Annotated in this window: 22 protein-coding genes, 3 tRNA genes and 1 pseudogene; 10 read left to right on the top strand and 16 right to left on the bottom strand. The window is 64.9% G+C overall.

What is annotated here, in order from left to right:
* Positions 1-78: 78 nt before the first annotated feature.
* The gene (gene glmM, locus JD971_RS06210; protein WP_202086713.1) at positions 79-1,419 is read right to left on the bottom strand and encodes a phosphoglucosamine mutase; all 1,341 of its coding nucleotides are present in this window, start codon (positions 1,417-1,419) and stop codon (positions 79-81) included.
* A gap of 97 nt (positions 1,420-1,516) precedes the next feature.
* On the opposite strand from glmM, the gene JD971_RS06205 reads away from it, so the two are divergent.
* Positions 1,517-2,830 carry a dicarboxylate/amino acid:cation symporter gene (locus tag JD971_RS06205; protein WP_236672311.1) on the top strand — a complete coding sequence of 438 codons (1,314 nt, stop codon included), beginning with the start codon at positions 1,517-1,519 and terminating at the stop codon, positions 2,828-2,830.
* 151 nt (positions 2,831-2,981) lie between these two features.
* Positions 2,982-3,599 (top strand): superoxide dismutase, encoded by a 618-nt coding sequence (locus tag JD971_RS06200; protein ID WP_202086712.1) that lies wholly within the window; start codon positions 2,982-2,984, stop codon positions 3,597-3,599.
* A gap of 67 nt (positions 3,600-3,666) precedes the next feature.
* Here JD971_RS06200 and JD971_RS06195 read toward each other — a convergent pair whose 3' ends face one another.
* The 3 genes from JD971_RS06195 to JD971_RS06185 form a co-directional block, all read right to left on the bottom strand.
* On the bottom strand, positions 3,667-4,899 hold the full coding sequence (locus JD971_RS06195; RefSeq protein WP_202086711.1) for an AI-2E family transporter: 1,233 nt from the start codon (positions 4,897-4,899) through the stop codon (positions 3,667-3,669).
* Between the two features lie 74 nt (positions 4,900-4,973).
* On the bottom strand, positions 4,974-5,615 hold the full coding sequence (locus tag JD971_RS06190; protein ID WP_202086710.1) for a sigma-70 family RNA polymerase sigma factor: 642 nt from the start codon (positions 5,613-5,615) through the stop codon (positions 4,974-4,976).
* Complete coding sequence (locus JD971_RS06185; RefSeq protein WP_236672309.1) at positions 5,615-5,770, bottom strand: NepR family anti-sigma factor; 156 nt, start codon at positions 5,768-5,770, stop codon at positions 5,615-5,617. Before JD971_RS06185 ends, JD971_RS06190 begins: the two co-directional genes overlap by 1 nt.
* 303 nt (positions 5,771-6,073) lie before the next feature.
* On the opposite strand from JD971_RS06185, the gene JD971_RS06180 reads away from it, so the two are divergent.
* Entirely contained in the window at positions 6,074-7,789 is a 1,716-nt protein-coding gene (locus tag JD971_RS06180; RefSeq protein WP_236672308.1) for a CHASE domain-containing protein, read from the top strand.
* A gap of 105 nt (positions 7,790-7,894) precedes the next feature.
* Here JD971_RS06180 and JD971_RS06175 read toward each other — a convergent pair whose 3' ends face one another.
* Positions 7,895-8,698: a response regulator gene (locus JD971_RS06175; protein WP_202086707.1), complete on the bottom strand. Its 804-nt coding sequence runs from the start codon at positions 8,696-8,698 to the stop codon at positions 7,895-7,897.
* 206 nt (positions 8,699-8,904) lie between these two features.
* Here JD971_RS06175 and JD971_RS06170 point away from each other — a divergent pair, with 206 nt between their 5' ends.
* Positions 8,905-9,678, top strand: a complete 774-nt coding sequence (locus JD971_RS06170; protein WP_202086705.1) for a Crp/Fnr family transcriptional regulator — start codon at positions 8,905-8,907, stop codon at positions 9,676-9,678.
* Positions 9,679-10,029: 351 nt separating this feature from the next.
* Here JD971_RS06170 and JD971_RS06165 read toward each other — a convergent pair whose 3' ends face one another.
* The 7 genes from JD971_RS06165 to JD971_RS06135 all read right to left on the bottom strand — a co-directional run bounded on the left by JD971_RS06165 (position 10,030) and on the right by JD971_RS06135 (position 17,962).
* Entirely contained in the window at positions 10,030-10,467 is a 438-nt protein-coding gene (locus JD971_RS06165) for a response regulator (RefSeq protein WP_202086703.1), read from the bottom strand.
* A gap of 180 nt (positions 10,468-10,647) precedes the next feature.
* Positions 10,648-11,814 (bottom strand): N-acetyltransferase, encoded by a 1,167-nt coding sequence (locus tag JD971_RS06160; protein ID WP_202086702.1) that lies wholly within the window; start codon positions 11,812-11,814, stop codon positions 10,648-10,650.
* Between the two features lie 44 nt (positions 11,815-11,858).
* Positions 11,859-12,956, bottom strand: a complete 1,098-nt coding sequence (gene lptG / locus JD971_RS06155) for an LPS export ABC transporter permease LptG (protein WP_202086701.1) — start codon at positions 12,954-12,956, stop codon at positions 11,859-11,861.
* A complete protein-coding gene (locus JD971_RS06150; protein ID WP_256435296.1) occupies positions 12,946-14,199 on the bottom strand; it encodes an LptF/LptG family permease in 1,254 nt (417 codons plus the stop codon). The genes lptG and JD971_RS06150 overlap by 11 nt, the downstream gene beginning before the upstream one ends.
* A gap of 123 nt (positions 14,200-14,322) precedes the next feature.
* A complete protein-coding gene (gene clpS, locus JD971_RS16525; protein WP_371809741.1) occupies positions 14,323-14,721 on the bottom strand; it encodes an ATP-dependent Clp protease adapter ClpS in 399 nt (132 codons plus the stop codon).
* Between the two features lie 234 nt (positions 14,722-14,955).
* A complete protein-coding gene (locus JD971_RS16520; protein ID WP_236672306.1) occupies positions 14,956-15,873 on the bottom strand; it encodes a phasin family protein in 918 nt (305 codons plus the stop codon).
* A 193-nt stretch (positions 15,874-16,066) separates the two neighbouring features.
* On the bottom strand, positions 16,067-17,962 hold the full coding sequence (locus tag JD971_RS06135; RefSeq protein ID WP_371809740.1) for a PHA/PHB synthase family protein: 1,896 nt from the start codon (positions 17,960-17,962) through the stop codon (positions 16,067-16,069).
* Between the two features lie 241 nt (positions 17,963-18,203).
* Here JD971_RS06135 and JD971_RS06130 point away from each other — a divergent pair.
* The 4 genes and pseudogenes from JD971_RS06130 to JD971_RS06115 all read left to right on the top strand — a co-directional run bounded on the left by JD971_RS06130 (position 18,204) and on the right by JD971_RS06115 (position 20,420).
* Positions 18,204-19,393: pseudogene (locus JD971_RS06130) on the top strand (LL-diaminopimelate aminotransferase).
* 96 nt (positions 19,394-19,489) lie between these two features.
* Positions 19,490-19,563 (top strand) — tRNA-Cys (locus tag JD971_RS06125).
* An 82-nt stretch (positions 19,564-19,645) separates the two neighbouring features.
* A tRNA-Thr gene (locus JD971_RS06120) sits at positions 19,646-19,721 on the top strand.
* A 453-nt stretch (positions 19,722-20,174) separates the two neighbouring features.
* Positions 20,175-20,420: a hypothetical protein gene (locus JD971_RS06115; RefSeq protein WP_202086700.1), complete on the top strand. Its 246-nt coding sequence runs from the start codon at positions 20,175-20,177 to the stop codon at positions 20,418-20,420.
* A gap of 8 nt (positions 20,421-20,428) precedes the next feature.
* Here the strand turns inward: JD971_RS06115 and JD971_RS06110 are convergent.
* Together JD971_RS06110 and JD971_RS06105 are read right to left on the bottom strand one after the other, a co-directional pair.
* Positions 20,429-20,515: transfer RNA gene (locus JD971_RS06110), tRNA-Leu, on the bottom strand.
* A gap of 107 nt (positions 20,516-20,622) precedes the next feature.
* Positions 20,623-21,375: a zinc-ribbon domain-containing protein gene (locus tag JD971_RS06105; protein ID WP_202086699.1), complete on the bottom strand. Its 753-nt coding sequence runs from the start codon at positions 21,373-21,375 to the stop codon at positions 20,623-20,625.
* Between the two features lie 251 nt (positions 21,376-21,626).
* Between JD971_RS06105 and JD971_RS06100 the strand changes: the two genes are divergently transcribed.
* Together JD971_RS06100 and JD971_RS06095 are read left to right on the top strand one after the other, a co-directional pair.
* Entirely contained in the window at positions 21,627-22,160 is a 534-nt protein-coding gene (locus JD971_RS06100) for a YdcF family protein (RefSeq protein ID WP_202086698.1), read from the top strand.
* Complete coding sequence (locus JD971_RS06095; RefSeq protein ID WP_236672304.1) at positions 22,142-22,900, top strand: 1-acyl-sn-glycerol-3-phosphate acyltransferase; 759 nt, start codon at positions 22,142-22,144, stop codon at positions 22,898-22,900. The genes JD971_RS06100 and JD971_RS06095 overlap by 19 nt, the downstream gene beginning before the upstream one ends.
* Here JD971_RS06095 and JD971_RS06090 read toward each other — a convergent pair.
* The gene (locus JD971_RS06090) at positions 22,843-23,823 is read right to left on the bottom strand and encodes a prephenate/arogenate dehydrogenase family protein (protein WP_202086696.1); all 981 of its coding nucleotides are present in this window, start codon (positions 23,821-23,823) and stop codon (positions 22,843-22,845) included. The two genes, JD971_RS06095 and JD971_RS06090, sit on opposite strands and share 58 nt — an antisense overlap.
* Positions 23,820-24,950: a histidinol-phosphate transaminase gene (locus JD971_RS06085; protein ID WP_202086695.1), complete on the bottom strand. Its 1,131-nt coding sequence runs from the start codon at positions 24,948-24,950 to the stop codon at positions 23,820-23,822. Before JD971_RS06085 ends, JD971_RS06090 begins: the two co-directional genes overlap by 4 nt.
* Positions 24,951-25,037 lie beyond the last annotated feature (87 nt).

Below are 25,037 nucleotides of genomic sequence, written 5' to 3'. Positions count from 1 at the left end.
TGATGGTGCGAATATCGGCCTGTATCCCCGCGCCGCCCGACGAATCCGAACCGGCGATCACCAATATGCGCGCAATGGTCACGCGCCCGCGTCCCGCACCGCGTCGCAGATCGCGTCGACGACCTGTTCCACCGTGCCCGCATCGTCGCCCTCGGCCATGACGCGGATCACGGGCTCGGTCCCCGATTTGCGGATCACGACGCGGCCCGTCCCGGCCAGCACGCCCTTGCCATGGGCGATGGCGGTCTTCACGCTTTCGGTGTCGAGCGGTTGCCCACCTGTATAGCGCACGTTTTTAAGCAATTGCGGCACCGGGTCGAACAGATGGAGCAGCTCGCTCGCCCTGCCGCTCGATTGCACCAGCGCCGACAATACCTGTAGCGCGGCGACCGTCCCGTCGCCCGTCGTCGCATGATCGAGCAGGATCATGTGCCCCGACTGTTCGCCGCCCACGTTGAAACCGCCCGATTTCATCGCCTCCAGCACGTAGCGGTCGCCCACCGCCGTGCGCACCAGCGACAGCCCCTCGCTCTCCAGAAAACGTTCAAGGCCGAGATTGCTCATCACCGTCGCGACCACGCCTCCGCCGGTGAGCCGCCCCTGCCGGTGCATGTCCCGCCCGATCAGCGCCATGATCTGGTCGCCATCGACCGTGCGGCCCGTTTCGTCCACCACGATCAGCCGGTCCGCATCCCCGTCGAGCGCGATGCCGATGTCGGCGCCTTCCTCGACCACGCGGGCCTTGATCGCGTCGAGCGCGGTGGAGCCGACGTCCTGATTGATGTTGAGCCCGTTGGGCGAGACGCCCATCTGCACGATGTCCGCGCCCAGCTCCCAAAGCACCGACGGCGTCACGTCATAGGCGGCACCGTGTGCGCAATCGACGACGATCTTCACCCCGTCCAGCCGCACCCTGTCCGACAGCGAATTCTTCACCGCGTGGATATAGCGTCCCTTGGCATCGTCGATGCGGCGCGCCCGCCCGATATCCTTTGCCGGGACAAGCAGCTGCTCCTGATCGAGCATCATCTCGATCGCCATCTCGTCCTCGTCCGAAAGCTTGAAGCCATCGGGGCCGAACAGCTTGATGCCATTGTCCTCGAACGGATTGTGGCTGGCCGAGATCATCACGCCGAGATCCGCGCGCATCGAACGCGCCATCATCGCGACGGCCGGCGTCGGCATCGGGCCGAGCAGCACCACGTCCATCCCGACGCTGGTAAAGCCCGCGACCAGCGCGCTTTCCATCATATAGCCCGACAGCCGCGTATCTTTCCCGATGACGACGCGGTGCTTGTGCGCCCCGCGCAGGAAATAGGTGCCCGCGGCCTGACCCACCTTCATCGCCATGGCGGCGGTCATCACGCCTTCATTGGTGCGGCCGCGAATGCCGTCGGTGCCGAAATATTTGCGTCCCAAAAGTTTTCGTCCCTTGCTGAAGCAATGCGTGCGTGCATCAGGCGGCTCAAACGCGTTCCATGTCACGGTGCGCCGGGCATGAAAAGGGGCAAGCATCTTGGCAACGGGCGGCGCAAACGGCGAATATCACGACGCGGTCGGGTCCGAACCCGCGTCGGCGGGCGGGCTCGCGCCGCCGGAAATCCGCATGCCGGCGGCCTGGACGCTGGCGGCGCTCGTCGCGGGGCTGACGCTGGGGTTCGTGCTGGCCGAACGGGGCGGGGGCGATGCGGTGCTGGCCGTACTCGGCCCGGTGGGGACATTGTGGCTGCGAGCGTTGCAGGTGACGATCGTGCCTCTGGTGGCGGCCCTGCTCGTCAATGGCATCCTGCAAATGGTGAAGGCGGCGGGCGCGGGCCGGATGGCGGTGCTGACGCTGGGGACATTCGCGCTCGTGCTGTTTGCAGGCGCGGTTTTGTCGGCGGTCGCGATGCCCGCGCTCCTGTCCGCCTTCCCGGTCCCGGGCGAGGCTGCGCAGGCGCTCGCCCGGCAGATGGCGGGGGCGGAGCCGGGGCCGGTGCCCTCGCTCGGCGATCTCATCGGGAGCCTCGTGCCCGTCAATATCGTCGCGGCGGCGGCGGAGACGGCGATGCTGCCGCTGGTCGTGTTTTTTGCCGTGTTCGCCATGGCGTTGACCCGGCTGGCCGCGGCGCAGCAGGACATCATCGCCGGGTTCTTTGCCGCGCTGGGCAATGCGATGCTGGTGATGATCGGCTGGGTGCTGAAACTCGCGCCGGTGGGGGTGTTCGCGCTCGGCACCGCGCTCGGCGCGACCAGCGGGGCGGACGCGATCGGCCTGCTCGCGCATTACGTGGCGCTGGTGGTGGCGGTGGGCGGAGCGATTTTCCTCGCCGCCTATGCCGTGGCGGTGGTCGGCGCGCGGGTATCTCTGCCCGCGTTTGCCCGCGCGATCCTCCCCGCCCAAGCCGTCGCCCTGTCGACACAGAGCTCGCTCGCCAGCCTGCCGGCAATGCTGGCGGCGACGCGGCAGCTCGGCGTGCGGGAGGAGGCGAGCGATTTCGTCCTGCCGATGGCGGTGGCGATTTTTCGTGCGACCAGCCCGGCGATGAACCTTGCCGTCGCGATCTATGTTGCGGCGTTGTTCGACGTGCCCTTGTCGCCGCCGGTCATCGCGGCCGGGCTGGCGGTGTCCATGCTGACGACGCTGGGCTCGGTGTCGCTGCCCGGCGCCATCAGCTTCGTCGCCTCCATCGGGCCGATTGCGCTGACCATGGGGGTTCCGATCGAGCCGCTGGCGCTTCTCGTGGCGGTGGAGGTGGTGCCGGATCTGATGCGCACGCTGGCAAACGTGACGATGGATGTGGCGGTCGCGGCCACCGTGGGGCGGCGTTCACGCCTGGCGGAGGCGTGACGGCACGAGGCACATTGACCGGGCGCGCAGACCGGCTGCGGCAAAAATCCGGCTTTCGATGCAACTTCATCGCCGTTCACCCGTTGGTAATTTAAATACCCGGCCCATATCGGGGCCACGGGGTCGTACTCAATTCAATCAGGAGACACACATGTCGATCACCTTTCCCGATCTTCCCTATGCCGCAGACGCGCTCAGCCCGGCGCTTTCCGCCGACACGCTGAACACCCACCACGGCAAGCATCACAAGGCCTATGTCGACAAGACGAACGCCGCCATCGAAGGCAGCGACCTTGCCGGCGCCTCGCTCGAGAAGATCATCGCCGAGGCGGACAGCAAGGGCGACCAGGGCCTGTTCAACAATTCGGCGCAGGCGTGGAACCACGGCTTCTACTGGAACTCGATGAGCCCGGACAAGAAGGCACCGTCGGGCGACCTGGCCCGTGCCATCGACAGCGCGTTCGGCTCGCTCGACGCCTTTCTCGACCAGATTCAGAAGGCCGGTGCCGGTCACTTCGCATCGGGCTGGGTCTGGCTCGCCGCGGATAATGACGGCAAGCTCACGATCGAGGAAACGCACGATGCCGGTACGCTCGCCATCGGCGACAAGAACCCGCTCCTCACGCTCGACGTGTGGGAACACGCCTATTACCTCGATCACAAGAACGTGCGCCCCGACTATCTGAAGGCGGTCGCGACCGATCACATCAACTGGGACTTCGCCGCGGAAAATTACGAGCGCGGCTCGATCTGGAGCTATCCGTCCTGATCGGGTAGATTTCGACCGAGGGAAAAAGGCCGGGCATTGCGCCCGGCCTTTTTTATATGTCGCCCCGCTATGCCACGGGCGGAAGCGGGGGTTCGTCCTGCTCCTCGCGCGGGAGGAACAGCGGTTCGCCGAACAGGAAACCGATAATATTGGGATGGCCCAGATGCTGAAACAGCGCGATCAGCGTGATCAGGATCGGCACCGAAAGCAGCGCCCCCAACGCACCCCAGACCCATGTGAAATAGCTGATCGCGAGCAGGATCAGCACGGGATTGACGGTAAACCGCTTGCCCAGGATCGCGGGCGTGATGGCATTCGCCTCGACCCCGTGCAGGGCGAGATAGGCCGCGGCGGGGATCAGGCCGCCGAGAATCGTGTCCGCACCGCCCAACCCGAACAGCAACAGCAGCCCCGTCATCGCCAGCGGCCCGAGATAGGGCAGGAAATTGAGCAATGCGGCCAGCCCGCCCCACATGATCGGCGCATTCATGCCCAGCGCCCACGCGCCGAGCGCCACCACCACGCCGACGGATGCGTTGATCATGCCCACGGTAAAGATATAGCTGGCAACGCGGTCCTGCACCTCGCGCATGACGCGCGCGGCCCGGAGTGAGGCGCCGAACTCGCTGCGGTCGAGCAGCAGCCGCCGCCGCATCCGCACCCGCGCCTCGATCATGAAGAACGCCATGAGCAGCGTCAGCAGCGTTTCCACGATCAACGTCGGCGTCGCATAGGCCAGCCGCTCGACGATCGAAGGGGTCGCGACCACGACCGTATTGCCGCGCTCGCCGCTCCCGCCGCCAAGCTCACCCAGTTGCTGGTTGAGTTCGTTCACCCATTCGATCTGTCCGCGAAAGGTGGAGAAACTTTCAGCGATGGATTCGATCATGCGCGGCACATCGTCGAGCAGGACGATCGCGGGCTGCAACACCGTGGCCAATGCGACGACGACGATCGCGATGAAGATCACCATCGACAGAAACGAGGCCAGCACGTTGGGAGTGCCCCACCGCGCGAGCCAGTCGGCCAGCGGCGACAGGATGATGGTGAGGATGATCGCGGTCACGAGCGGGAGGAACACCACCGCCCCGATGGACAGGACGAAGGGCAGGGCCAGGAATATGCCCAGCCCGCCCATCAACAGCAATGCGGACAGAAGCCGGTTGTAATCGTCGGGCGGTGGGGGCGCCGCGGTATCGGCGTCCGCGTCCGACGTTACGCGCGTGTCGGCGCCGCGCTCGACGCCGACGGGCACAGTGTTGCCCGCCGTACTGTCTCCATCATTTCCGCGATCGGCCATTCCATCATGCCCCAACCGTGCCGGGTGCCTTTCGGCCGGATTGCCCGCCGCGATCCTGCGCGGCGCGGCCCGTTTCAATCGCGTCCGGCGTTCACCTGCGGCGATGCCATGTCATCGAGTTCGCCCATGATCGCCGCATGGGCGACCCTGTCCTTGACCGAACGCTGCGGGATCGAGCCTTCGTCGAGCATCGAGTTCAGCGCGGCTCGCGCGCGTCCGACCCGGCTCTTGATCGTGCCGACGGCGCATTCGCAGATTTCCGCCGCCTCTTCGTAGCTGAACCCGCCGGCCCCGACGAGCAGCAGCGCCTCGCGCCGCTCGGGCGGAAGCGTGAGCAGCGCCCGGTGCATGTCGGACAAATGCAGCGGCCCTTCCTGTCCCGCAGGCGCGGTCAGGATGCGTTCGGCCACCGTTTCGTCGTAATCGGCGCGAAACCGGTTGCGGCGCATATCGGTGAGATAGGCATTGCGCAGGATCACGAAGGTCCAGGCGCGCATCGAGGTGCCCGGCTCGAACCGTTCCTGTGCGGCCCATGCCTTCATCAAGGCTTCCTGCACGAGATCGTCGGCCATGTCGGGACGACCGCAAAGCCCGCGCGCAAAGGCACGCAGATGCGGGATCACCTGTGTCAGCTCGTGTTTGAATTCCCTTTGACGCAACGTGCCATCCTGACCCGGCGCCTTCCTGCTTGGTGCAGGCTTGTCATGTGCTGACATCAATCCTCCGAATCGAACTTCGACAAAAGATCCGCGAAGCTGTCCGGCAAAGGCTCTTCGACCACCGAGTCGTAAAGTTGGCGCAAGCCGGTCGCCCAGTCGGGGCGCTTGCCCTCTGGCGATCGCTTGTCGCTGTCGTTCGGCGTTTTTTTCACGTCTTTATTACCTGTCATTCCGCCTCGCAGCAAAGCCCGGAAGAACCGTGGATGGACCCATTCCGCAAGTGCGGCATCCGTGCTCGGTCCCGAAAGGCGGACATTACAAAAATTAATTCGACCCTCGTCATATGCGCGGAACGTTTGTCCGCCGCGATGGTTCCCCCATCCGATAGGGTATATGCCGACCCTTGACAACACGGCACATCCTCCGGTCAGTGCAGGCCATCGAAGGGTATGATGCGGTTCGCAGGTTCAATGCCCGCATCGTCGCATACCGGCTCGTATCTGGCCCGGGGAATTATGAAGAAACAGAGCGCGATCATGGCAGAGCGCCCATTGGGCAGTGTCCCCGACGCATTCAGGGACGAACCGCGCATGGGCGGCGTGCTGCGATGGTTCGCGCATTATCCGCGGGCGTTGCCGGTGGCGATCTTCCTCGCCGTGATGACCATCACCGCGATCTGCGTGTGGGCCGTCGAACGCGCGGACACCGAAACCCGCCGCGGCGAACTTGAACAGCAGGCGACCTCCATCGCCTCCGCGCTGGAACGCAGGGCCAATGCCAATGCCGCCTATCTGCGGTCGGGGGCCGCGCTGTTCGCGACGCAGGACGAGGTGCCGGCCGCTTTGTTCCAGACGTTCATCGGGCAATTGCGGCTCGATGCGAATTTTCGCGGGGCCGAGGGGATCGGCTGGGGCGAGCGGGTCGATACGCGGGATATCGCCGCATTCGAACGCACCATGCGCGATGCCGGATGGGCGGGGTACAAGATCCACCCGCTGCCCTCGTCCGACCAGGCCTATGCCGTTCCCGTCGTCAATCTTCAGCCGCTGACCGACCGGAACCGCCGGGCCATCGGCTTCAATCTCTTTTCGGAGCAGGTCCGGCGCAGCGCCATGCTGGAGGCGGAACGCACCGCGCGGCCCACCGCCTCGGGCCGGGTCGTGCTGGTGCAGGAAGAGGACGGCGATGCCGATCCCGGCTTTCTCATCTACATGCCGGTGTTCGATGCGAGCGGCACCGGGACGACCACGCGGCTCAAGGGCTATGTCTACAGCCCGTTCAATGCCGACGATTTCATCGAATCCGCGCTGGAGGGGGAATTGCCCGAACGCGCCGCGCTGCGTGTCTATGACGGCAGGATCGCGCCCGACCGGCTGATGGCCGAGACGATGACTATCGAAACCGGCGGGCAGAGCGTCACGAAAACCGTCAATATTGCCAATCGCGAATGGATCATCGAGCTGCAGGCGCTGTCGCCGGCTGCGCTCAGCCAGCTTTCGGTGATCGTGCTGTTCGGCGGGCTGATCGTGGCGAGCCTCGCGCTCGCGATTGCCTGGCTGCTCACGCGGCAGGCGGTCGAGGCGCGCCGCACCATCGCCTGGCTCGAGGAGCAGGCCGCGATCCGCAACTCGCTCACGCGCGAACTCAACCACCGGGTGAAGAACACGCTCGCCAACGTGCTGTCGATCATGTCGCTCACCCGCCGGCGCGCGAAAAGCCTCGATGAATATGCCAATTCGCTCGACGGGCGGATCCGGGCGCTGTCGGCGACGCACGATCTCCTCACGCAGTCGGAGTGGGGCACCACCCCCGTGCGCGCGGTGATCGAGGTGGAAATGGCGCCCTATGCGCAGGAAGGGAACCGCCATGTCGAAATGGCGGGGCCGGAGGTCGATCTCGCCCCGAACGACGCCCTGTCGCTGGGTCTTGCCGTGCACGAGCTGGCGACGAATGCGGCCAAATACGGATCGCTGAGCGTGGCGGACGGGATGGTCCATGTCGAATGGGACCTGGTGTCGGACAAGCTGGTCCGCGTGCGCTGGCGCGAGGAGGGCGGCCCGCCGGTGTCGCAGGAGCGGTCGCGCGGTTTCGGCACCGATCTCATCGAAAAGATCGTCGCCCACGAATTGCGCAACCCCGTCGACCTCGTGTTCGAGCCGAGCGGCGTGCGCTGCACCATGTTGATCCCGGTCCGTCTGCCCACCGAATTCGCAATGCGCGCCCGGCGGTAGAGCGGGCGAGGGCGGGGCGACCCATCCGAAAGGCGCATAAAAAAGTGCCGGCACCGCGATGGCGGGCCGGCCTTTTTCTCAATGCTGTAGAAGGAACCCCCGCGATCAGGGAAGCGGGCGGCTCGATCCGAAGAACAGCGCCTGGCTGATTGCGGCGCGCACCGTCGATTCCTGAAACGGCTTCGTCACGAGATAGGTCGGCTCGGGCCGGTCACCCGTCAGCAGACGTTCGGGATAGGCGGTGATGAAGATCACCGGCACCGAATCGATGGCGAGAATATCGTCCACCGCGTCGAGGCCGGAGCTGCCGTCGGCAAGCTGAATATCGGCGAGCACGAGGCCCGGCATCTGCTGCTTGATGACGTCCTGCGCCTGCGTCCGGGTGGCCGCGGTGCCGCAGATTTCATGGCCCAGCGACTGGACCAGATCTTCCAGCTGCATCGAGATGAGCGGCTCGTCCTCGATGATGAGCACGCTCGTCGCGGCCTCGCGGTCGATTTCGGACACGGCTTCCTGCACGAGGTTTTCGACCTCGCCCGGTTCGAGGTCCATGACCTCTGCTGCCTGCTTGATCGAGAAATCCTCGAGCGTGGTCAGGAGCAGCGCCTGCCGGTTGAGCGGGGTGATATTGGAAAGCCGTTCCTGCGCCGCGCTTTCGTGGTCGCCCAGCATGTCGCCCGACCCTTCGCCGTCGACCTGCATGTAGGCGCTAGCCCAGAGCTTGTTGAAAGCGCGGTAGAGCGGCACGCGCCCGCCTTCGCCGAGGCTTTCCTTCAGCTCCGGATCGGCGAGAACAGCCTCGAGAGTGGCGCGCACGAAGGCATCGCCGGTGCTTTGTGATCCTGAAAGTGCGCGCGCGTAGCGGCGCAGATATGGAAGATTGGCGGCAACTTTAGCCCCGAGAGACATTCAAACCCTTCCGTATTATGAGACGCGCAACATAACGCAGCGGCGCCCGACTTGTTCCCGCCATAGCCACGAATGAACGGACGGCGCAAGCAATTCGGCAGGGCGCCACCCATGGCGCCGCCGCCCCGCACCGGCATTTGACAAAACCTGCGTTATTTCTTCTATCGCGTGTCATACGGCAATCATGAAACCGGCAAGGGGGCTGCGTGCAGGACGATACGGGGCGGGACATGAGACACGGCGGGGACGCGCCGCCGACATCGTGCGAGCAATGCCCGTTGATGGGATGCGAAGGGCTGGAGCCGCCGTCGCGGGAGGACCGTGCGGGTATCGAACGCTACAAGATGGGCGAGATCACGTTGAAGCGCGGGACCGCCGTCTTCATCCAAGGCGCCCCGGCCACGCAATTGCACACGGTGCTTCGCGGCGTGCTCATCCGGTATCGCGCCCTGCCCGACGGGCGGCGGCAGATCGTCAATTTCATGTTTCCCGGCGACCTCGTCGGACTGCAATCCGCGCTCGACGAGCCGATGTCGCACGGGGTCGAGGCGTTGAGCGACGTGACGCTCTGTTCGTTTCCGCGGTCGGGGTTTCGGGATTTCATCGGCGCCCATCCGCAGCTCGGTTTCGACACGGTCTGGATCGCGGCACGCGAGGAGGCCGCGCTCGAGGATCATTTGCTCTCGCTGGGGCGGCGCAACGCGCTCGAACGGATCGCCAATCTCGCGATTTTCCTGCTCCGGCGGGCGCAGGCGAGTTGCGTGGCCGACGGCAATCGCCTGCCGCTGGTCGTTACGCAGACGCAGATCGCCGACATGCTCGGCCTCTCGCTCGTCCATACGCATCGCTCGATACAGGCCTTGCGAAAAGAGAACCTGGTGCACTGGACACTCAACGAGATTTACGTGCCCGACATGGCGGCCGCCTGCGACTTCGCGCAATTCGATGGCCGAAGCGATGCGCCGCGCCCCTATATCTAGGGCCCAAAACGGCGGACATCCGCAGCTGTGATGCCGGCGGCGCCCGTGGCCTTTAAAAAATTCGAAAAAATTGCGGGGCGGCCGGAACCCAATTCCGGCCCGGTCATTATGGCTATATCACCGCCGAGACCCCCTCCCGTCCAAGCGGCCGGTGATACGATCCCGAAAGGCCTTCGCTCTTTAACAGGAGAGCGAAGGCCTTTTTTTTAAGTTTTCCGGGCATGGATCGCCGGTGCGTTACGGTTGCGGACATCGCGCGTCATCCATGCGAAAATGGCGCCGGCCCGGTGGAGCCTGCGCCATCTGTCCTGCGCCGTCGTTCTGCGATCCGCGTGCCGCAATCCTCGTGCGTCAGTCGCTGGAGATCGCCCCGCGCAGCTTTGCGAACAGGCCGGTGCGGCGGCTGTCGCGCGCGGCGTTGAGCAAGGCTTCGGGCGCGTAGGGCTTGGTAAGAACCGTGCCCAGTTCCTTGATCGTGTCGGGGATCGCCTCGGGATTGCCGGTCGAGAATATGATCCGCGGGCGTTGCGGGCCCAGTTGCATGACAAGCTCGGCCACGGCCCAGCCATCGTCGCGATCCACCAGATGCACGTCGAGCACGACCACGTCGAAACGCGTATCCTCGAGCGCGTCGAGCGCGGTCCGCGTGCTCGACGCGACGGTCACCTGCGGCGCGCCGCCGTTGCGCAGAATATCCTCGATCGACATGGCGAGGATGGGATCGTCCTCCACCACCAGTGCATGACCGATCCGGTGATCCGGGTTCGGCGGTGTCTGGCGGGTGGTCATCGTCCTTGCGGTCCTTGCTGCAATGCGCGGTCGGGGTGGGTGCCTTGGCGCACCTGTGCCGTTGCTGCCGGGCGCTTGTGCCGCGCGGCGGGTCTGGCTGCGTCAGGATGAAAACCCCGCATGGTCGCTCTATGTTCCCGATGCACCAAACAAATGATGGTCACACCCGGCAGAGCCGCGTCAGAGCGCCTTTTCGTAGATCGTGTATTCGCGGTTCACATGGGCCTCGATGGCCTCGGCGATGGCGTTCATGCCTTGGTTGTCCTCCAGGATCCATCCGATCTCGCCGCGGGTGCCGCCATATTCCTCGACCGCGGCACGGCGGATATATTCGATCATCATGAAGGCGAGCTGGCTGGCGAGGCGGGTGTTCTGCAAATTCTTGCGCACGCCCATCAACGGCACGCGCATGTCCGCATTGGTCGGCTTGCGCAGCCAGCGCAGCAATTTCGCCCAGCCGAAGGGGAACAGCTTTCCGTCGATCTCGTGAATGACCTTGTTCACGTCGGGGAGCGTCATCATGAACGCGACCGGTTCGCCTTCGTATTCGGCGATCATGATGAGATCCTCGCGCACCAGCGGGCGCAGCTTCTTGCCCGTATGCGCCACTTCGCGGTCGGTGATGGGGACAAAGCCCCAGTTCCCGCTCCACGCATCGTTCAATATGTCGAGGATGATCGCCGCCTCGCTATCGAAATCGGCCTTGCGGACCTTGCGGACGTTGATCTTCGCGTTCTTTTCGCCCGATGCGATGATCCTCTGGATCAGCCTGGGGAAGGGCACGCGAATGTCGATCTCGAACGTGCGGAGCAATTTGGCGGGCGCGTAGCCCTGCGCCTCGACCCAGGGTTGGTAGCGCGCATCGTGATGGCCCATCATCACCGTCGGCGGATGGTCGTGCCCGGTGGTCAGCAGGCCCGGCTCTTCCCAGATCGACAGCGAAATCGGCGCCAGCACCCGGTCCATCCCCCGCGAACGGAGCCAGTCCTCGGCCTTTGCGATGAGCGCGGCGGCGACCTCTTCGTCCTCCGCTTCGAGCAGGCCCCAGTTGCCGGTGCCGGGCCCCATCCCCTGCTTCGGCGGCATGGACAGCGCGAGCCGGTCGAAATGGGCGGAGATACGGCCGACAGGTCTTGCCGTGCCCGCGCGAAAGGCGAGGAAAAGCTGCACCTCGGCATGATCGAAAAACGGGTTCCGGTCGCGATCGATCACCTCCGCCGCCTCAACGCGGAGCGGCGGAACCCAGTTCGGATCGCCCGCATTGAGGTGATAGGCCACGTCGAGAAACGCCTTGCGCGCCTTGTCGGTGGAGACGGGTGTGATCGTGATCGCGGCGCTATCGTTCATTCGTGGCATCCTTCAAACGTGCCGGGGCACGCGAACGCGGTGGGTCATTCCTCTGTGCGGATGAGCACCATCTCGCCGATCAGCAGGAACAGCAGGAATGGCGCCCACGCGGCGAGAAAAGGCGGATAGCCGCCAAAATTGCCGATGGCCAGCGCGGCATTGTCCACGACGAAAAACGCAAAGCCCAGCGCCATGCCGATGATCGCGCGCACGAACAATTGCCCCGACCGCGCCAGCCCGAACCCCGCCACCGCACCGAGCAGCGGCATCAGCGCCGCCGACAGCGGCCCCGAAATCTTGTGCCACCATTTCGCCTTCAACTCGTCGGTGCGGCGCCCTGCGCGTTCGAGTGCCTCGATCGATTGCGACAGCTGGCCAAGGTTCTGCGCATCGGCGTTGACGTTGCTGATCTCGATCTCTACCGGGGAAATGCCAGGCGCGACGGTGGTATCGGCCATCTGCTCCTCGCTCGCGCTGGCGACGCGGAACCGGCTGGGCCGGGACAGGAGCCAGCCTTGGCCGGTCCAGCGCGCCGTGTCCGCCCGCCATTGTTCGGCCAGCATCAGCGTCGGATCGCGGCGATACCACACGACGCCCGAAAGCTGCATCGCATCGCCGGATCCTGTGGCGAGACGCGCGCTCAGAATATCGTTGCCCTCGACCATGTAAATATTGGCCAGCGCCCCGTCGGTTTCGGGCACGGGGCCGTAATCCGCCTTCTGCCACGCGCTCAATGTGGCGGTGGCGCGGGTGACGACACGCTCGTTGAAGGCAAAGCTCGCCCCCGCGATCAGCAGCGCGGTCAGCACCAGCGGCGCGAGAATCTGATGCGCGGACAGGCCCGACGCCTTCATCGCGATCACCTCGCTGTTCTGGTTGAGCGTGGACAGGGTGATGATCGTGGCGAGCAGCACGGAATAGGGGAGGAAGCGTGCAACGAGCTGCGGTATGCGGAGCGAGGCATAGGTCAGCAATTGCGCCTGCCCATTGCCATCCGCCGCAAGGATCTTCCCGCTCTCACCCAGAAGGTCGAGCACCTGCAGGATCATCACCAGCATCGCCAGCACGGCAAGGATCCGCACCACGAAAGTCGTGCCGAGATAGAGCGTCAGCCGCCGCGAGGGGAAGAAATCAAGCCGCATGGCCGGGCTCCTCTGCATCCGGCGCGCGGCGGGCATCGCCCGGATCGCGGCGGAATTTCGCGACGATCCGCTTGATCCGCTTGATCACGAAGCTGGCGATCGCCTCGAGCCAGCCGATCGCTTGCCCACCCGGAACATAGGCCACGCGCCAGTACATCCACACGATCAGCGCGGCAAAGACCAGGAACGGCACCCAGAGCGATACGAGCGGGCTGATGAGGCCGAGCGCGGCGACGTCCTGCCCGTATTGATTGATCTTGTGATAGGCGACCACCATCACGATCGACACGAACACGCCGAGCGCGGAAGTCGAGCGTTTGGGCGGGATCGCCAGCGCCAGCGCCAGCAGCGGCAAAAGCAGCATCATCACCACCTCCACCAGCCGGTAATTCAGGCTGGCGCGGGTGACGTTGCGGACATCGCTGTCGACATCCTTGGCCCAGCCGAGTTGCAGCAGTTCGGGGAGCAGATATTCGCGCTCCTCCCCGCCGCGGGTGCGGAACCGTTCCAGCGCGGGCAGGTCGATCGGCAGATCATAGCGCGAGAAGGTGAGCACGCGCGGCACGGCAATCGAGGCCTGATCCTGAATGATGGTACCGTCGACGAGGCGGAGCACGATGGCGTTGGGATCGTTGCGATTGGCGAGGAACTGCCCCTCGCGCGCCGAAATCGACAGCATGTCACCGCCCGGTTCGGTGACGCGGGCAAAGATCCCCTCCAGCTGGCGGCCATTGTCCGTGCTTTTTTCCACGCGCAGGGCGGTGCGGTCCTGTAGCGTGGTGAATTCGCCCACCTTGATCGACGCGCCCAGCGCACCTGAGGTCAGTTCGAATTCGAGCCGTTCGTAATCGTACCGCGACAGCGGTTGCAGATAGCCGACCACGGCAAAGTTCACCGCGGCGAGCACGATGGTGATCGCATAAGGCACGCGCAACAACCGCGTATAGCTCAACCCCACCGCGCGCATCACGTCGAGTTCGGAGCTGATCGCGAGTTTGCGAAAGGCGAACAAGATGCCGAGCATCAGGCCAAGCGGGATCGCAAGGCTCATATATTCGGGCAGCAGGTTGGCCAGCATCCGGAACACGACGCCGATCGGGCCGCCTTCGCTCGCCACCACCTCGAACAGGCGGAGCATCTTGTCGAGGATCAGCAGCGATGCCGCCAGCACCAGCGTGCCGATCATCGGCACCAGCACGAGCCGGAAGACATAGCGGTCTGTGGCGGTGAAGAATCGGCTCAACGAAAACGGGCCTCGGTCACGGGCGGGTCGGAGGGCGGCGGGGCCGGTGGCACGGCCCGACCTGGGTGTCCCGGCAGGCCCATACAGACAATCGCCCGGCCGGTCACCTGTCCGCGTGGCGGGTTACGCCTTTTCGAGCGTGCATTGCAGCGGATGTTGATTTTCCCGTGCGAAATCCATGACCTGGTTCACCTTCGTCTCGGCGATTTCATAGGGGTAGATGCCGCATACGCCCACGCCGCGCTGATGCACGTGGAGCATGACCTGCGTCGCCTGCTCCATGTCCATGCGGAAGAATCGCTTGAGGACGAGCACGACGAATTCCATCGGCGTGTAATCGTCGTTCAGCAACAGGACCTTGAACTGGCTGGGTTTCTTCGGCTTGGCACGGGTGCGGGTGGCGATGCCGACCTGTCCCTTGCCATCGTTGTGACCGTCGCGGTCGTCGCCGCCGTTGTCGTCATCCTGCGCACTACGAACGGCGAACGGATCGTGCCGGGCGACAAGCGCGCCGGTATCCATGCCACGAAGGCAGGCGGGAAGATCGTGGTAAGTCATGACCGCTTTCGAATATCGTATCGAAGGGCCGGGGAACAAGGGGCGATGCGACAAGTTTTCGCGATTCGACCCTCACGCCGGCGGGATGAGCGGCGCCGAATGCGGTCGGCGCGCATTGAAAAAGGCCGGATGCGGGGGTGTCCGCATCCGGCCTTCGTCAGTCTGGCGACGGGTGCGATGCACCCGTCACGCCATTATTCAGGCGGCCTTCGCCTTTTCCATCGCCACGCTCATCCGGTTGGAGAGCGGCTGGCTCGCTTCGTTTGCGAGCTTCAGCATGGCTTCGGTGTTCTTCGAGCTCAGCGCGACGGCCTTGTCGAACTGCTTGCGCATGAAGGTGCTCTGCATCTGGAAGAAGTCGGTCGGCGACTTCACCGCTGCCATTTCCTTCATCTCGGCGGTCATCGCCTCGAACTCGGCCTTGCTCTCGGCGAGAGCGTCACGGCTCAGTTCCTGAAGCCCGGCGGCGAGGATCTTGTTCGATTCGACGATCGCCTCGACATTGCCCTTGGCGAAATCGCCGGCCTGCTGAAACATGGCCGAACCCTTCTCGAACGCGCTCTTCGTGCGCGCCGACATTTCGCCCATGGTGTTTTCGACGGTCTTGGTCATTTCTTCGGTATTGATTGCCATGAATTTCTTCTCCGTTTTTCGATCTGTCTTGCCGGTTGCGGGTGCCGGACGGGACGGCGCCGCCTTCTTTGTCGCCGCAGCCTTTTGCGGTGCGGACTTTCGCGCAACCGGGAGTTCGGACCGCACGGTGGCCTTCGCCTTCTTGGCGGAGGACGCGGACTTCGTCTGGGTCACGGATTTTTTCGCCTTGGACCGCTGCGGCTTGGCGCGGTCCTTCGCGATGGCCTGCTTGACCGGTGCGGCGGATGCCGACGCGGCCTTCAGGGCGGATTTGGAAAGCTCCGCATCGGACGGGGTCTTCGCCTCGCCCGCCTTGGCCTCGCCCGCCTTGGCCTCGTCCGCCTTGCTTGGCGCCGGCTTCGTCTCGGCGGCGGCCGGCGGGGTGGCGGGCGCGGTCACGGGCGCATCCTGTTCGACAGGGATGCTCGCCTTCGCCTCTTCGGGCTTGGGAATCGGTGCATCGTTGCTCTTGTTGTCAGCCATCAGGCGACCTCACTCTTCGTTTTCAGCCCGTGATCCGACCGAACGCCGGTCACGGGGGCATGATACGAACAATAGGACGTCGCCTCATGCTGCAATGCAACAATAGGGGGTCGCGGCTGGAAAGTCAAATGTTTTGTTGCACTGCACCATAATCGTCGCAACGGTGCAGCATTTCGGCCTAAAGGGCTGAAGCCTAACGCGTTTTCACATAGCGTCCGGGCGCGTCCTCGATCACCGTGTCGCCCTTCCCGCCGGGCTTGCGCTTGCCCTTTGCCTTGACAGTGGCGTCGTCGATGGAGCGCAGCCATTCGATCCAGTCCGGCCACCAGCTGCCCGGCGTTTCGACTGCCTTTTCCCTAAATTCGTCGAGCGTTTCGGGAAGCGCCACGCCATCGGGCAGAGTCCAGTACTGATACTTCCCACCGGCGGGCGGGTTCACCACGCCCGCGATATGGCCCGACCCGGCAAGGGTGAACTGCATCGGTCCGGAAAAATGGCGCGTCAGCTTCCACACGCTGGGCAGGGGGGCGATATGATCCTCCTTGCCCGCCTGGATATAGACCGGCGTCGTCACCTTGCGCAGGTCGACCGGCGTGTCGTCGACGGCCATTGCGTCCGGCTCGACCAGCCGGTTGTGATGATAGAGGTCGCGCAGATATTCCCGGTGCCAGCGTGCGGGAAGATTGGTCGTGTCCCCGTTCCAGTAGAGGAGGTCGAAAGGCCGGTAATCCTCGCCCAGCAGATAGTTGTTGAGCACATAGCTCCAGATGAGATCGGGGCTGCGCAACAGGTTGAATGTCGTGGCGAGATAGCGCCCGTCGACATAGCCGTCGGTGGCGGTCGCCTCGATCGCGGCCATCTGCTGTTCGTCGATGAACGCCTTGAGGTCGCCGGCCTCACTGAAATCCACCTGCGCGGTGAAAAACGTGGCCGACGCGACGCGATCCGCTTCCCCGCGCCGGTGCAGCATGGCGAGCGTCGCGGCCAGCGTGGTGCCCGCCACGCAATAGCCGATGGTATGCACCGACGGCACCTTCAGCCGTTCGCGCGCGAAATCGATCGCCTCGACCTGCGCGCGGACGTAATCGCTCCACGTGACATCGGCCATCGAACTGTCCGCCGATTTCCACGATACCATGAAAAGCGTCAGCCCCTGCGCGACCGCCCATTTCACGAAGCTCTTCTTTTCGCCCAAATCGAGGATGTAGAACCGGTTGATCCATGGCGGAAAGACGACCAGCGGGGTTTTCAGCACGTCGTCCGTCGTCGGGCTATATTGAATGAGCTGGTAAAGCTCGGTTTCATGCACGACCTTGCCCGGCGTCGCGGCGATGTCGCGGCCGATTTCGAAGGCGTTGGTATCGGTGTGGGTAATCTGCCCGGCCTGCAGATCGTTGATGAGCCGCTGCATCCCCTTCAACAGGTTCTCGCCGCCGGTTTCGAGCGTGCGTTCGATGACCAGCGGATTGGTGAGCGGAAAATGCGCGGGGCTGAGCGATTCGGTGATCAGCCGCGTAAAAAAGCGCATCTGCTCGCGCCGGTCGTCGGGCAGGCCGTCCGCCTTGTCGACGGCGGCCATCATCTCCTCCGCACACAGGAGATAGGCCTGGTGCAGCATCGCGAAGAGCGGCTGCTCGCGCCATTTCTCATCGGCGAAACGGCGGTCCTGCCGCGGCAACGTGGCGGGTGCGCTCCCCTCCGCCATGCCATACTGGCCGAGCACGTTCTGCCACAGGGCGAGGCTTTCCTTCAGGAAATGCTGCTGCGTTTCCATTTCGGTGAGCGGCGACTGATTCATCCAGCGGCTCGCCATCTCCATCCATTTCGCAGGGTCGGCGAGCGGATTGGCCGCGCCCGGCTTCATGGCGAGATAGCCCTGCCACATCGCGGTGAGATTGTCGGACAGTTCCTGCCAATGGGCGCCGCCGGCGGCTGGCGGCGTGTCACTCTCTGCCGGGTCGGACGTTGCGGCTCCGGCGGCGGGGCGGGGCAGGAAGGCATCGAACATGGCCTGCGCGGCCTTCGACTGCATGGCGACCATTTCGCGCATGGGGCCGGCCATGACGGGCGCAAACGGCCCCGCCATCATCGTTGTCAGCCAGTCGTTCCCCGGTGCGTCCTTACCCGAATTGTCCGCCCCGTGCGCCATCTTGCATCACCCTTCGCCATCAAACTGCAATTGCATTTGTGCGGCACATGACGGCAATAAGCAATGTCCGCGCGAATTTGGCTTGAGTTCCCCGCACAGGGTAAGCAAAGCGTGGCGAAGCGCACACGAGCGCAATTTTGTTTCAATCACGGGCCATGAACCCGCAACCAAAAGCCGAGAAATGAACGACGAATTCTACCGCATCAAGCGTCTGCCGCCCTATGTCATCGCCGAAGTCAACGCGATGCGAGCGGCGGCGCGCCACAGCGGTGAGGACATCATCGACCTCGGCATGGGCAATCCCGATCTGCCGCCCCCCGACCATGTCATCGACAAGCTGTGCGAGGTCGCTCGCAAGCCCGATGCCCATGGCTATTCGCAATCGCGCGGCATCCCCGGTCTGCGGCGCGCGCAGGCGAATTATTACGGGCGGCGGTTCAACGTCGATCTCGATCCCGAGCGCGAGGTTGTCGTCACCATGGGATCGAAGGAAGGGCTGGCCAGCATCGCCACCGCGATCAGCGCGCCGGGCGACGTCATCCTCGCGCCCAATCCGTCCTACCCCATTCACACCTTCGGCTTCATCATCGCCGGCGCCACGATTCGCGAGGTGCCGACCACGCCGGACGAGAATTATTTTCGCGCGCTCGACGCCGCAATGCGCCATTCGGTGCCGCGCCCGACCGTATTGATCGTGAATTACCCGTCGAACCCGACGGCGGAAACGGTCGATCTTGCCTTTTACGAACGGGTGGTGGCCTGGGCGAAGGAGAACGAGGTGTGGGTCCTGTCCGACCTCGCCTATTCCGAGCTGTATTACGACGGCAAGCCGACGCGTTCGATTCTCGAGGTGCCGGGGGCGAAGGATGTCGCGGTGGAGTTCACCTCGCTGTCGAAAACCTATTCCATGGCCGGATGGCGCATGGGTTTCGCGGTGGGCAACCCGACGATGATCGCGGCGCTCACGCGGGTGAAAAGCTATCTCGATTACGGCGCCTTCACCCCGATTCAGGCAGCCGCCTGCACTGCGCTGAACGGGCCGCAGGACATCGTCGCGCGCAACCGCGAACTGTATCAGAAACGCCGCGACGTCATGGTGGAGGCGTTCGGCCGCGCTGGGACATTCCGCCGCCCGCCGCCTCGATGTTCGCCTGGGCGCCGCTCCCCCCGCAGTTCAGCCACATGGGCAGCCTCGAATTTTCCAAGCGCATGTTGGCGGAGGCCAAGGTCGCCGTCGCGCCGGGCGTCGGATATGGCGAGCTGGGCGAGGGTTTCGTCCGCATCGCCATGGTGGAAAACGAACAGCGCCTGCGCCAGGCGGCGCGCAACGTGAAGCGCTGGTTCCAGTCGATGGGGCACAATGGCGGGTAGATCCGCGGCGCGCATAAGAGGCGGGAATTGCATCCGCGCATTTTGCCGGATTGCATTTCTCGCCAAGGCGCGCTAGCTGCGCTGCTCGCTCATCGAGGCCCGATGGCGGAGTGGTTACGCAGAGGACTGCAAATCCTTGCACGCCGGTTCGATTCCGGCTCGGGCCTCCATTTGCGGACATTGGTATTTGATTCGACGATGCGCAAAAACGCATTGCCGGATCTGCCACGCGTCGATAAGGCGCATGGCGTCGCCGCTTTAGCTCAGTTGGTAGAGCATCGCATTCGTAATGCGGGGGTCACAGGTTCGAGTCCTGTAAGCGGCACCATCCTTTCAAGACATGCTGAACTCCTGCGGTTCGCGGGGTCACGCGACTTGGCGTCCCTGAGATCTGGGTTTGGGTCTCACTCGCGGCGTGCTCTGCTCCTTTGTCCGGCTTTCGGCGACCGACATTCGCAAGCCGCGATCGGGAATCAGGCCGGAGTGAAAGGAAATTCGCCAAGCCGGACTGCGCGGTGGCGACTATACCTTTTGCTCGACGCCCGGCGTGGCAACCGTGGCGCCGAAATGACGCGCCAGACTACCGCGGCAAACCGGATGCCGGCAAAAGCGAGCGGTCTCGTTTGTTGTCCGCGCGATTCGGGCGGGTACTGCGCGCATCGGCGTGCGATCGTTCCGAATTGCTGACTGAAAACGTCATGGGTGGGATTTCTTTGGCGGGGTGGCGGATCGGGTTTTTGCAGGCCATCGGCTTCGCCCGCGTGGGCAGAGGCGCCCGACGTTGCGGCAAAGCACCTCAATGGAAACGCCAGGAATCGACACCGCGCGAAGGGAGGCGCGCCCTTCCAACCTCCGCGAAACGATCATGCAGAGCGCCGGTGCGAACACGGCAGGACAGCAGATTGCGCGTGCCTGCATCGGTACGGTCTGCATCGGTCCGATGTCGGCGATTTCGGAAGGGAGCGAAGCACCGGCACAAAGCGCGGCTGCAGCATCGTCAATCGAAGGGCAAAGTGCCCTTCTTTGATCGGGGAATGGTACGGCCGAGAAGACTCGAACTTCCACGGGCTTTCGCCCACAACGACCTCAACGTTGCGCGTCTACCAATTCCGCCACGGCCGCATATCCGAGAAGGTTCGGGGCTGGCCCCGTCCGGTAGGTCGGTGCCATTAGCAACACGGATCGAGCGGCGCAACCGCCAATTTGCCCTGCCGTGACACGCATCGCAATTATAACGATTTCCAGCCGATTTCGACGACGCGTGCCGACCGCGGAATGTCGGTCATCGCCTCGCGCAGGGCGATCGATTCGCCCGGTTCGAGCACGCTTTTGGGCGCGATCATCTCCACGCTATAGACGATCCGTTCCTGCGAATCGCGCAGGATAACCTGAATCGGCGGGACGCGTCTGGCGCTGCTTCCGGTGTTCACGATCCGGCCGCTCGCGGTGAAGAAGCGGGCGCCATCCTCCGTTGTCTGCAGGATCTGGTCCTTGTCGGGGAAATCGAGGTCCAGATTTTCGGGCGCTGTGGCAAAGCTGCTGTTGGCGCCCGGTGCCCAGTCCGGCAGGCCGTAAAGACGCGCCGTTCCGTAGATTGCCGCCGCGATCGCCGCCACGCCCAATGCCGCGATCAGCCACACCTGCCACCGGGCCCGGGGCCGCGCGGCAGCGGGCATGCTTTCCTCGTCCCATTCGTGGTCGGGCGATGGCACGTCGACGGGGTCTGGCACCGAATCGTCCGCTCCGACATTTTCGCCCTCGGTTTCCGGCGCAACAGGCGCTGGCGCCGCCGCGGCTTCGCCATCCGGCAACCCGGCGGTATCGCCATCGTCCGCGGCCACCGGGGCGGGATCGGCGATGGCATCGGGAGCCGCGAACCAGCTATTGCCGCACTGGGCACAGCGGACCGTGCGGCCATTCTCGCCGAGCGCGCCCGGAGGCACATCGTATCGCGTCTGGCAGGCGGGGCAGGCGATGAGCATATGCCTATCTTAAACAGCGCGATTCGCCTCAGGGCAAGCCGGCGAGCGACCGATGCAATGGCAAAAGCGCGGTTATCCACATGCGCGTACCACGCGCACAGGCAATTGCGAACCCTTCGCCGCCCCTGACGCAGCGCGCATGCGGCGCGTAGCGCCCTTGCCGGAACGCGGCGATCCGTTGGGCGGGAAAGCGCGGCGTGCCGATTACGCGATTGCGGCGCGGGGCAGGGCACCCTAAAGCCGCTGACGACATGTTTCGCCGTATCTTTGCCTTTTTCCTGCTTGCCTGGGCGCTTGGTTTTGCGTGGTTCGCGCTCGTCCTGCCGCAACCGGCGGGCGACACGCGGACCGATGCCGTCGTCGTGCTGACCGGCGGGGCCGGGCGGATCGAGCGCGGCCTCGACGTGCTTGAACGCGGATGGGCGGACCAGATGCTGATCTCCGGCGTCGATCCTGAGGTGAAGCCGGAGGAGCTGGCCGCCGAATACGACATTCGCGCCGATCTGCTGCAATGCTGCATCGCGCTGGGCTATGATGCGGTCGATACGCGCAGCAACGCGGACGAGGCGGCGATGTGGGCCGATGCGAAGGGGTATCGCACGCTGCGCCTCGTGACGAGCGACTGGCACATGCGGCGCGCGCTTTTCGATGTGAAGCAGACGCTCGACCCCGGCATGACCGTGCTCGTCGATGCGGTCCCGACGGAGCCGTCGATGTTCATGCTGTTCCTCGAATATCACAAATTCGTGGCGCGCCATGTGGCCGAATGGACCGGGCTGATATGAATGGCGTGCGCACGGCGCTGTTCGCGCTGATATTCTATCCCGGAAGTGCGATTTTCGCGATCCTGGGCATGCTCGCCGCGCCGTTTTCGGAGCGCGTGGTGCAGCGCATCGCCTACGGATGGGCAGCGTTTCACCGGGCCTGCGCGGCGCATATCCTGCGTATTCGGGTCGTGCTCGAAGGGGAACGTCCGGCGGGCCAGGTGATCTATGCCCTGCGCCATGAAAGTTTTTTCGAGGCGATCGAATTGCCGCGCCTGCTGGGCAATAATCCGGTCCCCTTTGCGAAGGCGGAATTGTCGCGCATCCCGTTCTGGGGCCGGGCGGCGCGCGCCTATGGCATGGTGTTCGTGGAACGGACGCAGGGTGCGACCGCGCTGCGCACCATGGCGAAGGCCGCGCGCGAGTACAAGAAGACCGGCCGCGACTTCGCGATCTTTCCCGAAGGCACGCGCGTGCCTGTCGGCACCGCGCCGCCGCTGCGGTCCGGGTTCGCCGGGATCTACAAGCTCATGAACCTGCCGGTGGTGCCCGTCGCGGTCGATAGCGGGCATGTCTATCGCACGAAGCCGAAGCGCAGCGGCACCATCACCTATCGCTTTGGCGAAGTCATTCCGCCCGGCCTCGACCGCGCGGAGGTCGAGGCGCGCGTCCACGCCGCGATCAACGCGCTCAACCCGCAGGATCAGCGGGTCGGGGTGTCCCCCTCGTCCTCGTCATTGCCGGGCCTGCCCGACAGGTGATCCCCGCGCCCGAAATCGGGCCGCGCATCGTCCTGCCCTTCCTCGATGATGGAGCGGCGAATGGCGCGCGTCTGCGAAAACCGTTCGAACAGCGCATCGCCGTCACCCCACCGGATCGCCCGCTGCATCGCGCTCAGATCCTCCGACAGGCGTTGCAGGATTTCGAGCACGGCCTGCTTGTTCGACAGGAACACGTCGCGCCACATGGTGGGGTCCGATGCCGCGATGCGGGTGAAATCGCGAAAGCCGCCAGCCGAATATTTAATGACCTCGCCGCGCGTCACTTCCTCAAGATCGGAAGCCGTGCCGACGATGGTATAGGCGATGAGGTGGGGCACATGGCTGGTCACGGCGAGCACGAGATCGTGATGTTCCGCGTCCATGCGCTCCACCGTGGCGCCCATCGCGGACCACAGCGCGGACAGGCGGGCCACCGCCTCCTCGTCCGCCCCGTCCGGCGGGGTGAGGATGCACCAGCGATTGTCGAACAGGCTGGCGAAACCGGCCTCGGGCCCGGAATGCTCCGTCCCGGCGACGGGATGCGCGGGAATGATCGTATGCGCAGGCAGCGCCGCCCCGATCGCTTCGGCGACCGACGCCTTGCACGACCCTACGTCGCTTATGATGCAATGGGAGGGGAGCGCGTCTGCCATGTCCGCCGCCGCCGCGCCCATCGCACGCACCGGCACGCACAGGATGACGAGATCCGTGTCCGCCACCGCCTCTTCCACGGTGTCGGGAACCCGATGTGCCAGCCCGCGGCGCCGCGCCGTTTCCCGCACCTCCGGGTCGGCGTCAAAGCCCTGCACGCTTACACCGGGAAGCGAGCGCTGGATCGCCAGCCCGATCGACCCGCCGATCAATCCCAGCCCGACGATCGTGACCGTATCGAAGGGCGCCGCCGCATCACCGGGCGCGGTCATGCCCCGCCATCCGTGAGCCGGCGCAGCACGGCGGTAATCGCGTCCATCTGCGCGCCCGTGCCGATGGTAATGCGCAGCGCATGGGGCAGCCCCTGCCCCGGAAGCCAGCGCACGGCATAGCCTGCATCCTGTATCGCGAGGAGCGCGGTTTCGGCCGACAGCGCCCCTTCGAACAGGACGAGCACGAAATTCGCCTCGCTTTCCACCGCGCGCAGGCCGTGATTGCCCATCGCCGCGATGGCCGCGACGAACCGGGTACGCTCCGCCGCATTGTGGTCGCGCGAACGGGTGACGAATGCCTCGTCCTCGACCGCCGCGATGGCCGCCGCCTGCCCGGCCAGCGTGACGTTGAACGGCCCGCGAATCCGGTTCAGCACGTCGATGAGCGGCGGCGCCCCCGTCGCCCAGCCGATCCGGTCGCCTGCCAGCCCGTAGATCTTGGAAAACGTGCGCGTGACCAGCACATTGCCATGCGCCGCGGCGAGCGCCATGCCGCCATCGTCCTCACCCGGCGCCAGATATTCGGCATAGGCCTGGTCGATGACGAGCAGCACGTCGCCCGGCAATCCGGCATGCAGGCGCCGCATCTCCTCCGCGCCGATGTAGCGGCCCGTCGGATTGTTCGGATTGGCGACGAACACCACCCGCGTGCGTTCGGTGACGCAGGCGAGCAGCGCATCGACATCGGTGCCGTAATCGCGGTCCGGCGCGACGACAGGGGTGGCCCCGCAACGCCGCGCGGCGATGTCGTACACGGCAAAGCCGTAGCGCACGTAGATCACCTCGTCCCCCGGCCCTGCGAAACCCTGCGCCGCGAGGTTCAGCAATTCATCGCTTCCGGTGCCGCACACGATGCGCTGCGGGTCGATGCCGTTGCGCGCGCCTATGGCGGCGCGCAATGCGCTTGCATCGGGGTCGGGGTAGGCGTTGGGCGCGGGCGCGTCGGTCCGGGCGGCCAGTGCAGCCGCGCTGGTGCCCAGCGGATTTTCATTGGCCGACAATTTGACGAGCGGCGCGCCGTCCGCCCTTTTCGACTGGCCGGGGACATAGGCGTGGATGCCCTCGATCCACGGCTTGGGTCGCGGCCCGGACGGGGCAATGGCGGGCTGTTCGTCGGGGGATGTCATGGGCCCGATGCCTTAATCCGCGCAGGCTTTGCGTCAAATGAAACATGTGCAACCGGATGGCATGTTGACACCATCGCGCCTTCGTCC

The organism is Croceicoccus sp. YJ47, assembly GCF_016745095.1.
Lineage (GTDB): Bacteria > Pseudomonadota > Alphaproteobacteria > Sphingomonadales > Sphingomonadaceae > Croceicoccus.
The sequence above is the reverse complement of the archived record's forward strand: the minus strand, read 5'-3'. Positions and strand labels throughout refer to the sequence as shown.

Excerpts from the sequence above, each read along its gene's own strand:
- JD971_RS06095 (WP_236672304.1), top strand. The coding sequence starts at position 22,142 with ATGGACCGGGCTGATATGAATGGCGTGCGCACGGCGCTGTTCGCGCTG.
- JD971_RS06195 (WP_202086711.1), bottom strand. The coding sequence starts at position 4,899 with ATGGCCGATCGCGGAAATGATGGAGACAGTACGGCGGGCAACACTGTG.
- JD971_RS06100 (WP_202086698.1), top strand. The coding sequence starts at position 21,627 with ATGTTTCGCCGTATCTTTGCCTTTTTCCTGCTTGCCTGGGCGCTTGGT.
- JD971_RS06180 (WP_236672308.1), top strand. The coding sequence starts at position 6,074 with ATGAAGAAACAGAGCGCGATCATGGCAGAGCGCCCATTGGGCAGTGTC.
- JD971_RS06160 (WP_202086702.1), bottom strand. The coding sequence starts at position 11,814 with ATGAACGATAGCGCCGCGATCACGATCACACCCGTCTCCACCGACAAG.
- JD971_RS06165 (WP_202086703.1), bottom strand. The coding sequence starts at position 10,467 with ATGACCACCCGCCAGACACCGCCGAACCCGGATCACCGGATCGGTCAT.
- JD971_RS06090 (WP_202086696.1), bottom strand. The coding sequence starts at position 23,823 with ATGACCGCGCCCGGTGATGCGGCGGCGCCCTTCGATACGGTCACGATC.
- clpS (WP_371809741.1), bottom strand. The coding sequence starts at position 14,721 with ATGGATACCGGCGCGCTTGTCGCCCGGCACGATCCGTTCGCCGTTCGT.
- JD971_RS06175 (WP_202086707.1), bottom strand. The coding sequence starts at position 8,698 with ATGTCTCTCGGGGCTAAAGTTGCCGCCAATCTTCCATATCTGCGCCGC.
- lptG (WP_202086701.1), bottom strand. The coding sequence starts at position 12,956 with ATGCGGCTTGATTTCTTCCCCTCGCGGCGGCTGACGCTCTATCTCGGC.
- JD971_RS06190 (WP_202086710.1), bottom strand. The coding sequence starts at position 5,615 with ATGTCAGCACATGACAAGCCTGCACCAAGCAGGAAGGCGCCGGGTCAG.
- JD971_RS06105 (WP_202086699.1), bottom strand. The coding sequence starts at position 21,375 with ATGCTCATCGCCTGCCCCGCCTGCCAGACGCGATACGATGTGCCTCCG.
- JD971_RS16520 (WP_236672306.1), bottom strand. The coding sequence starts at position 15,873 with ATGGCTGACAACAAGAGCAACGATGCACCGATTCCCAAGCCCGAAGAG.
- JD971_RS06135 (WP_371809740.1), bottom strand. The coding sequence starts at position 17,962 with ATGATGGCGGGGCCGTTTGCGCCCGTCATGGCCGGCCCCATGCGCGAA.
- JD971_RS06200 (WP_202086712.1), top strand. The coding sequence starts at position 2,982 with ATGTCGATCACCTTTCCCGATCTTCCCTATGCCGCAGACGCGCTCAGC.
- JD971_RS06085 (WP_202086695.1), bottom strand. The coding sequence starts at position 24,950 with ATGACATCCCCCGACGAACAGCCCGCCATTGCCCCGTCCGGGCCGCGA.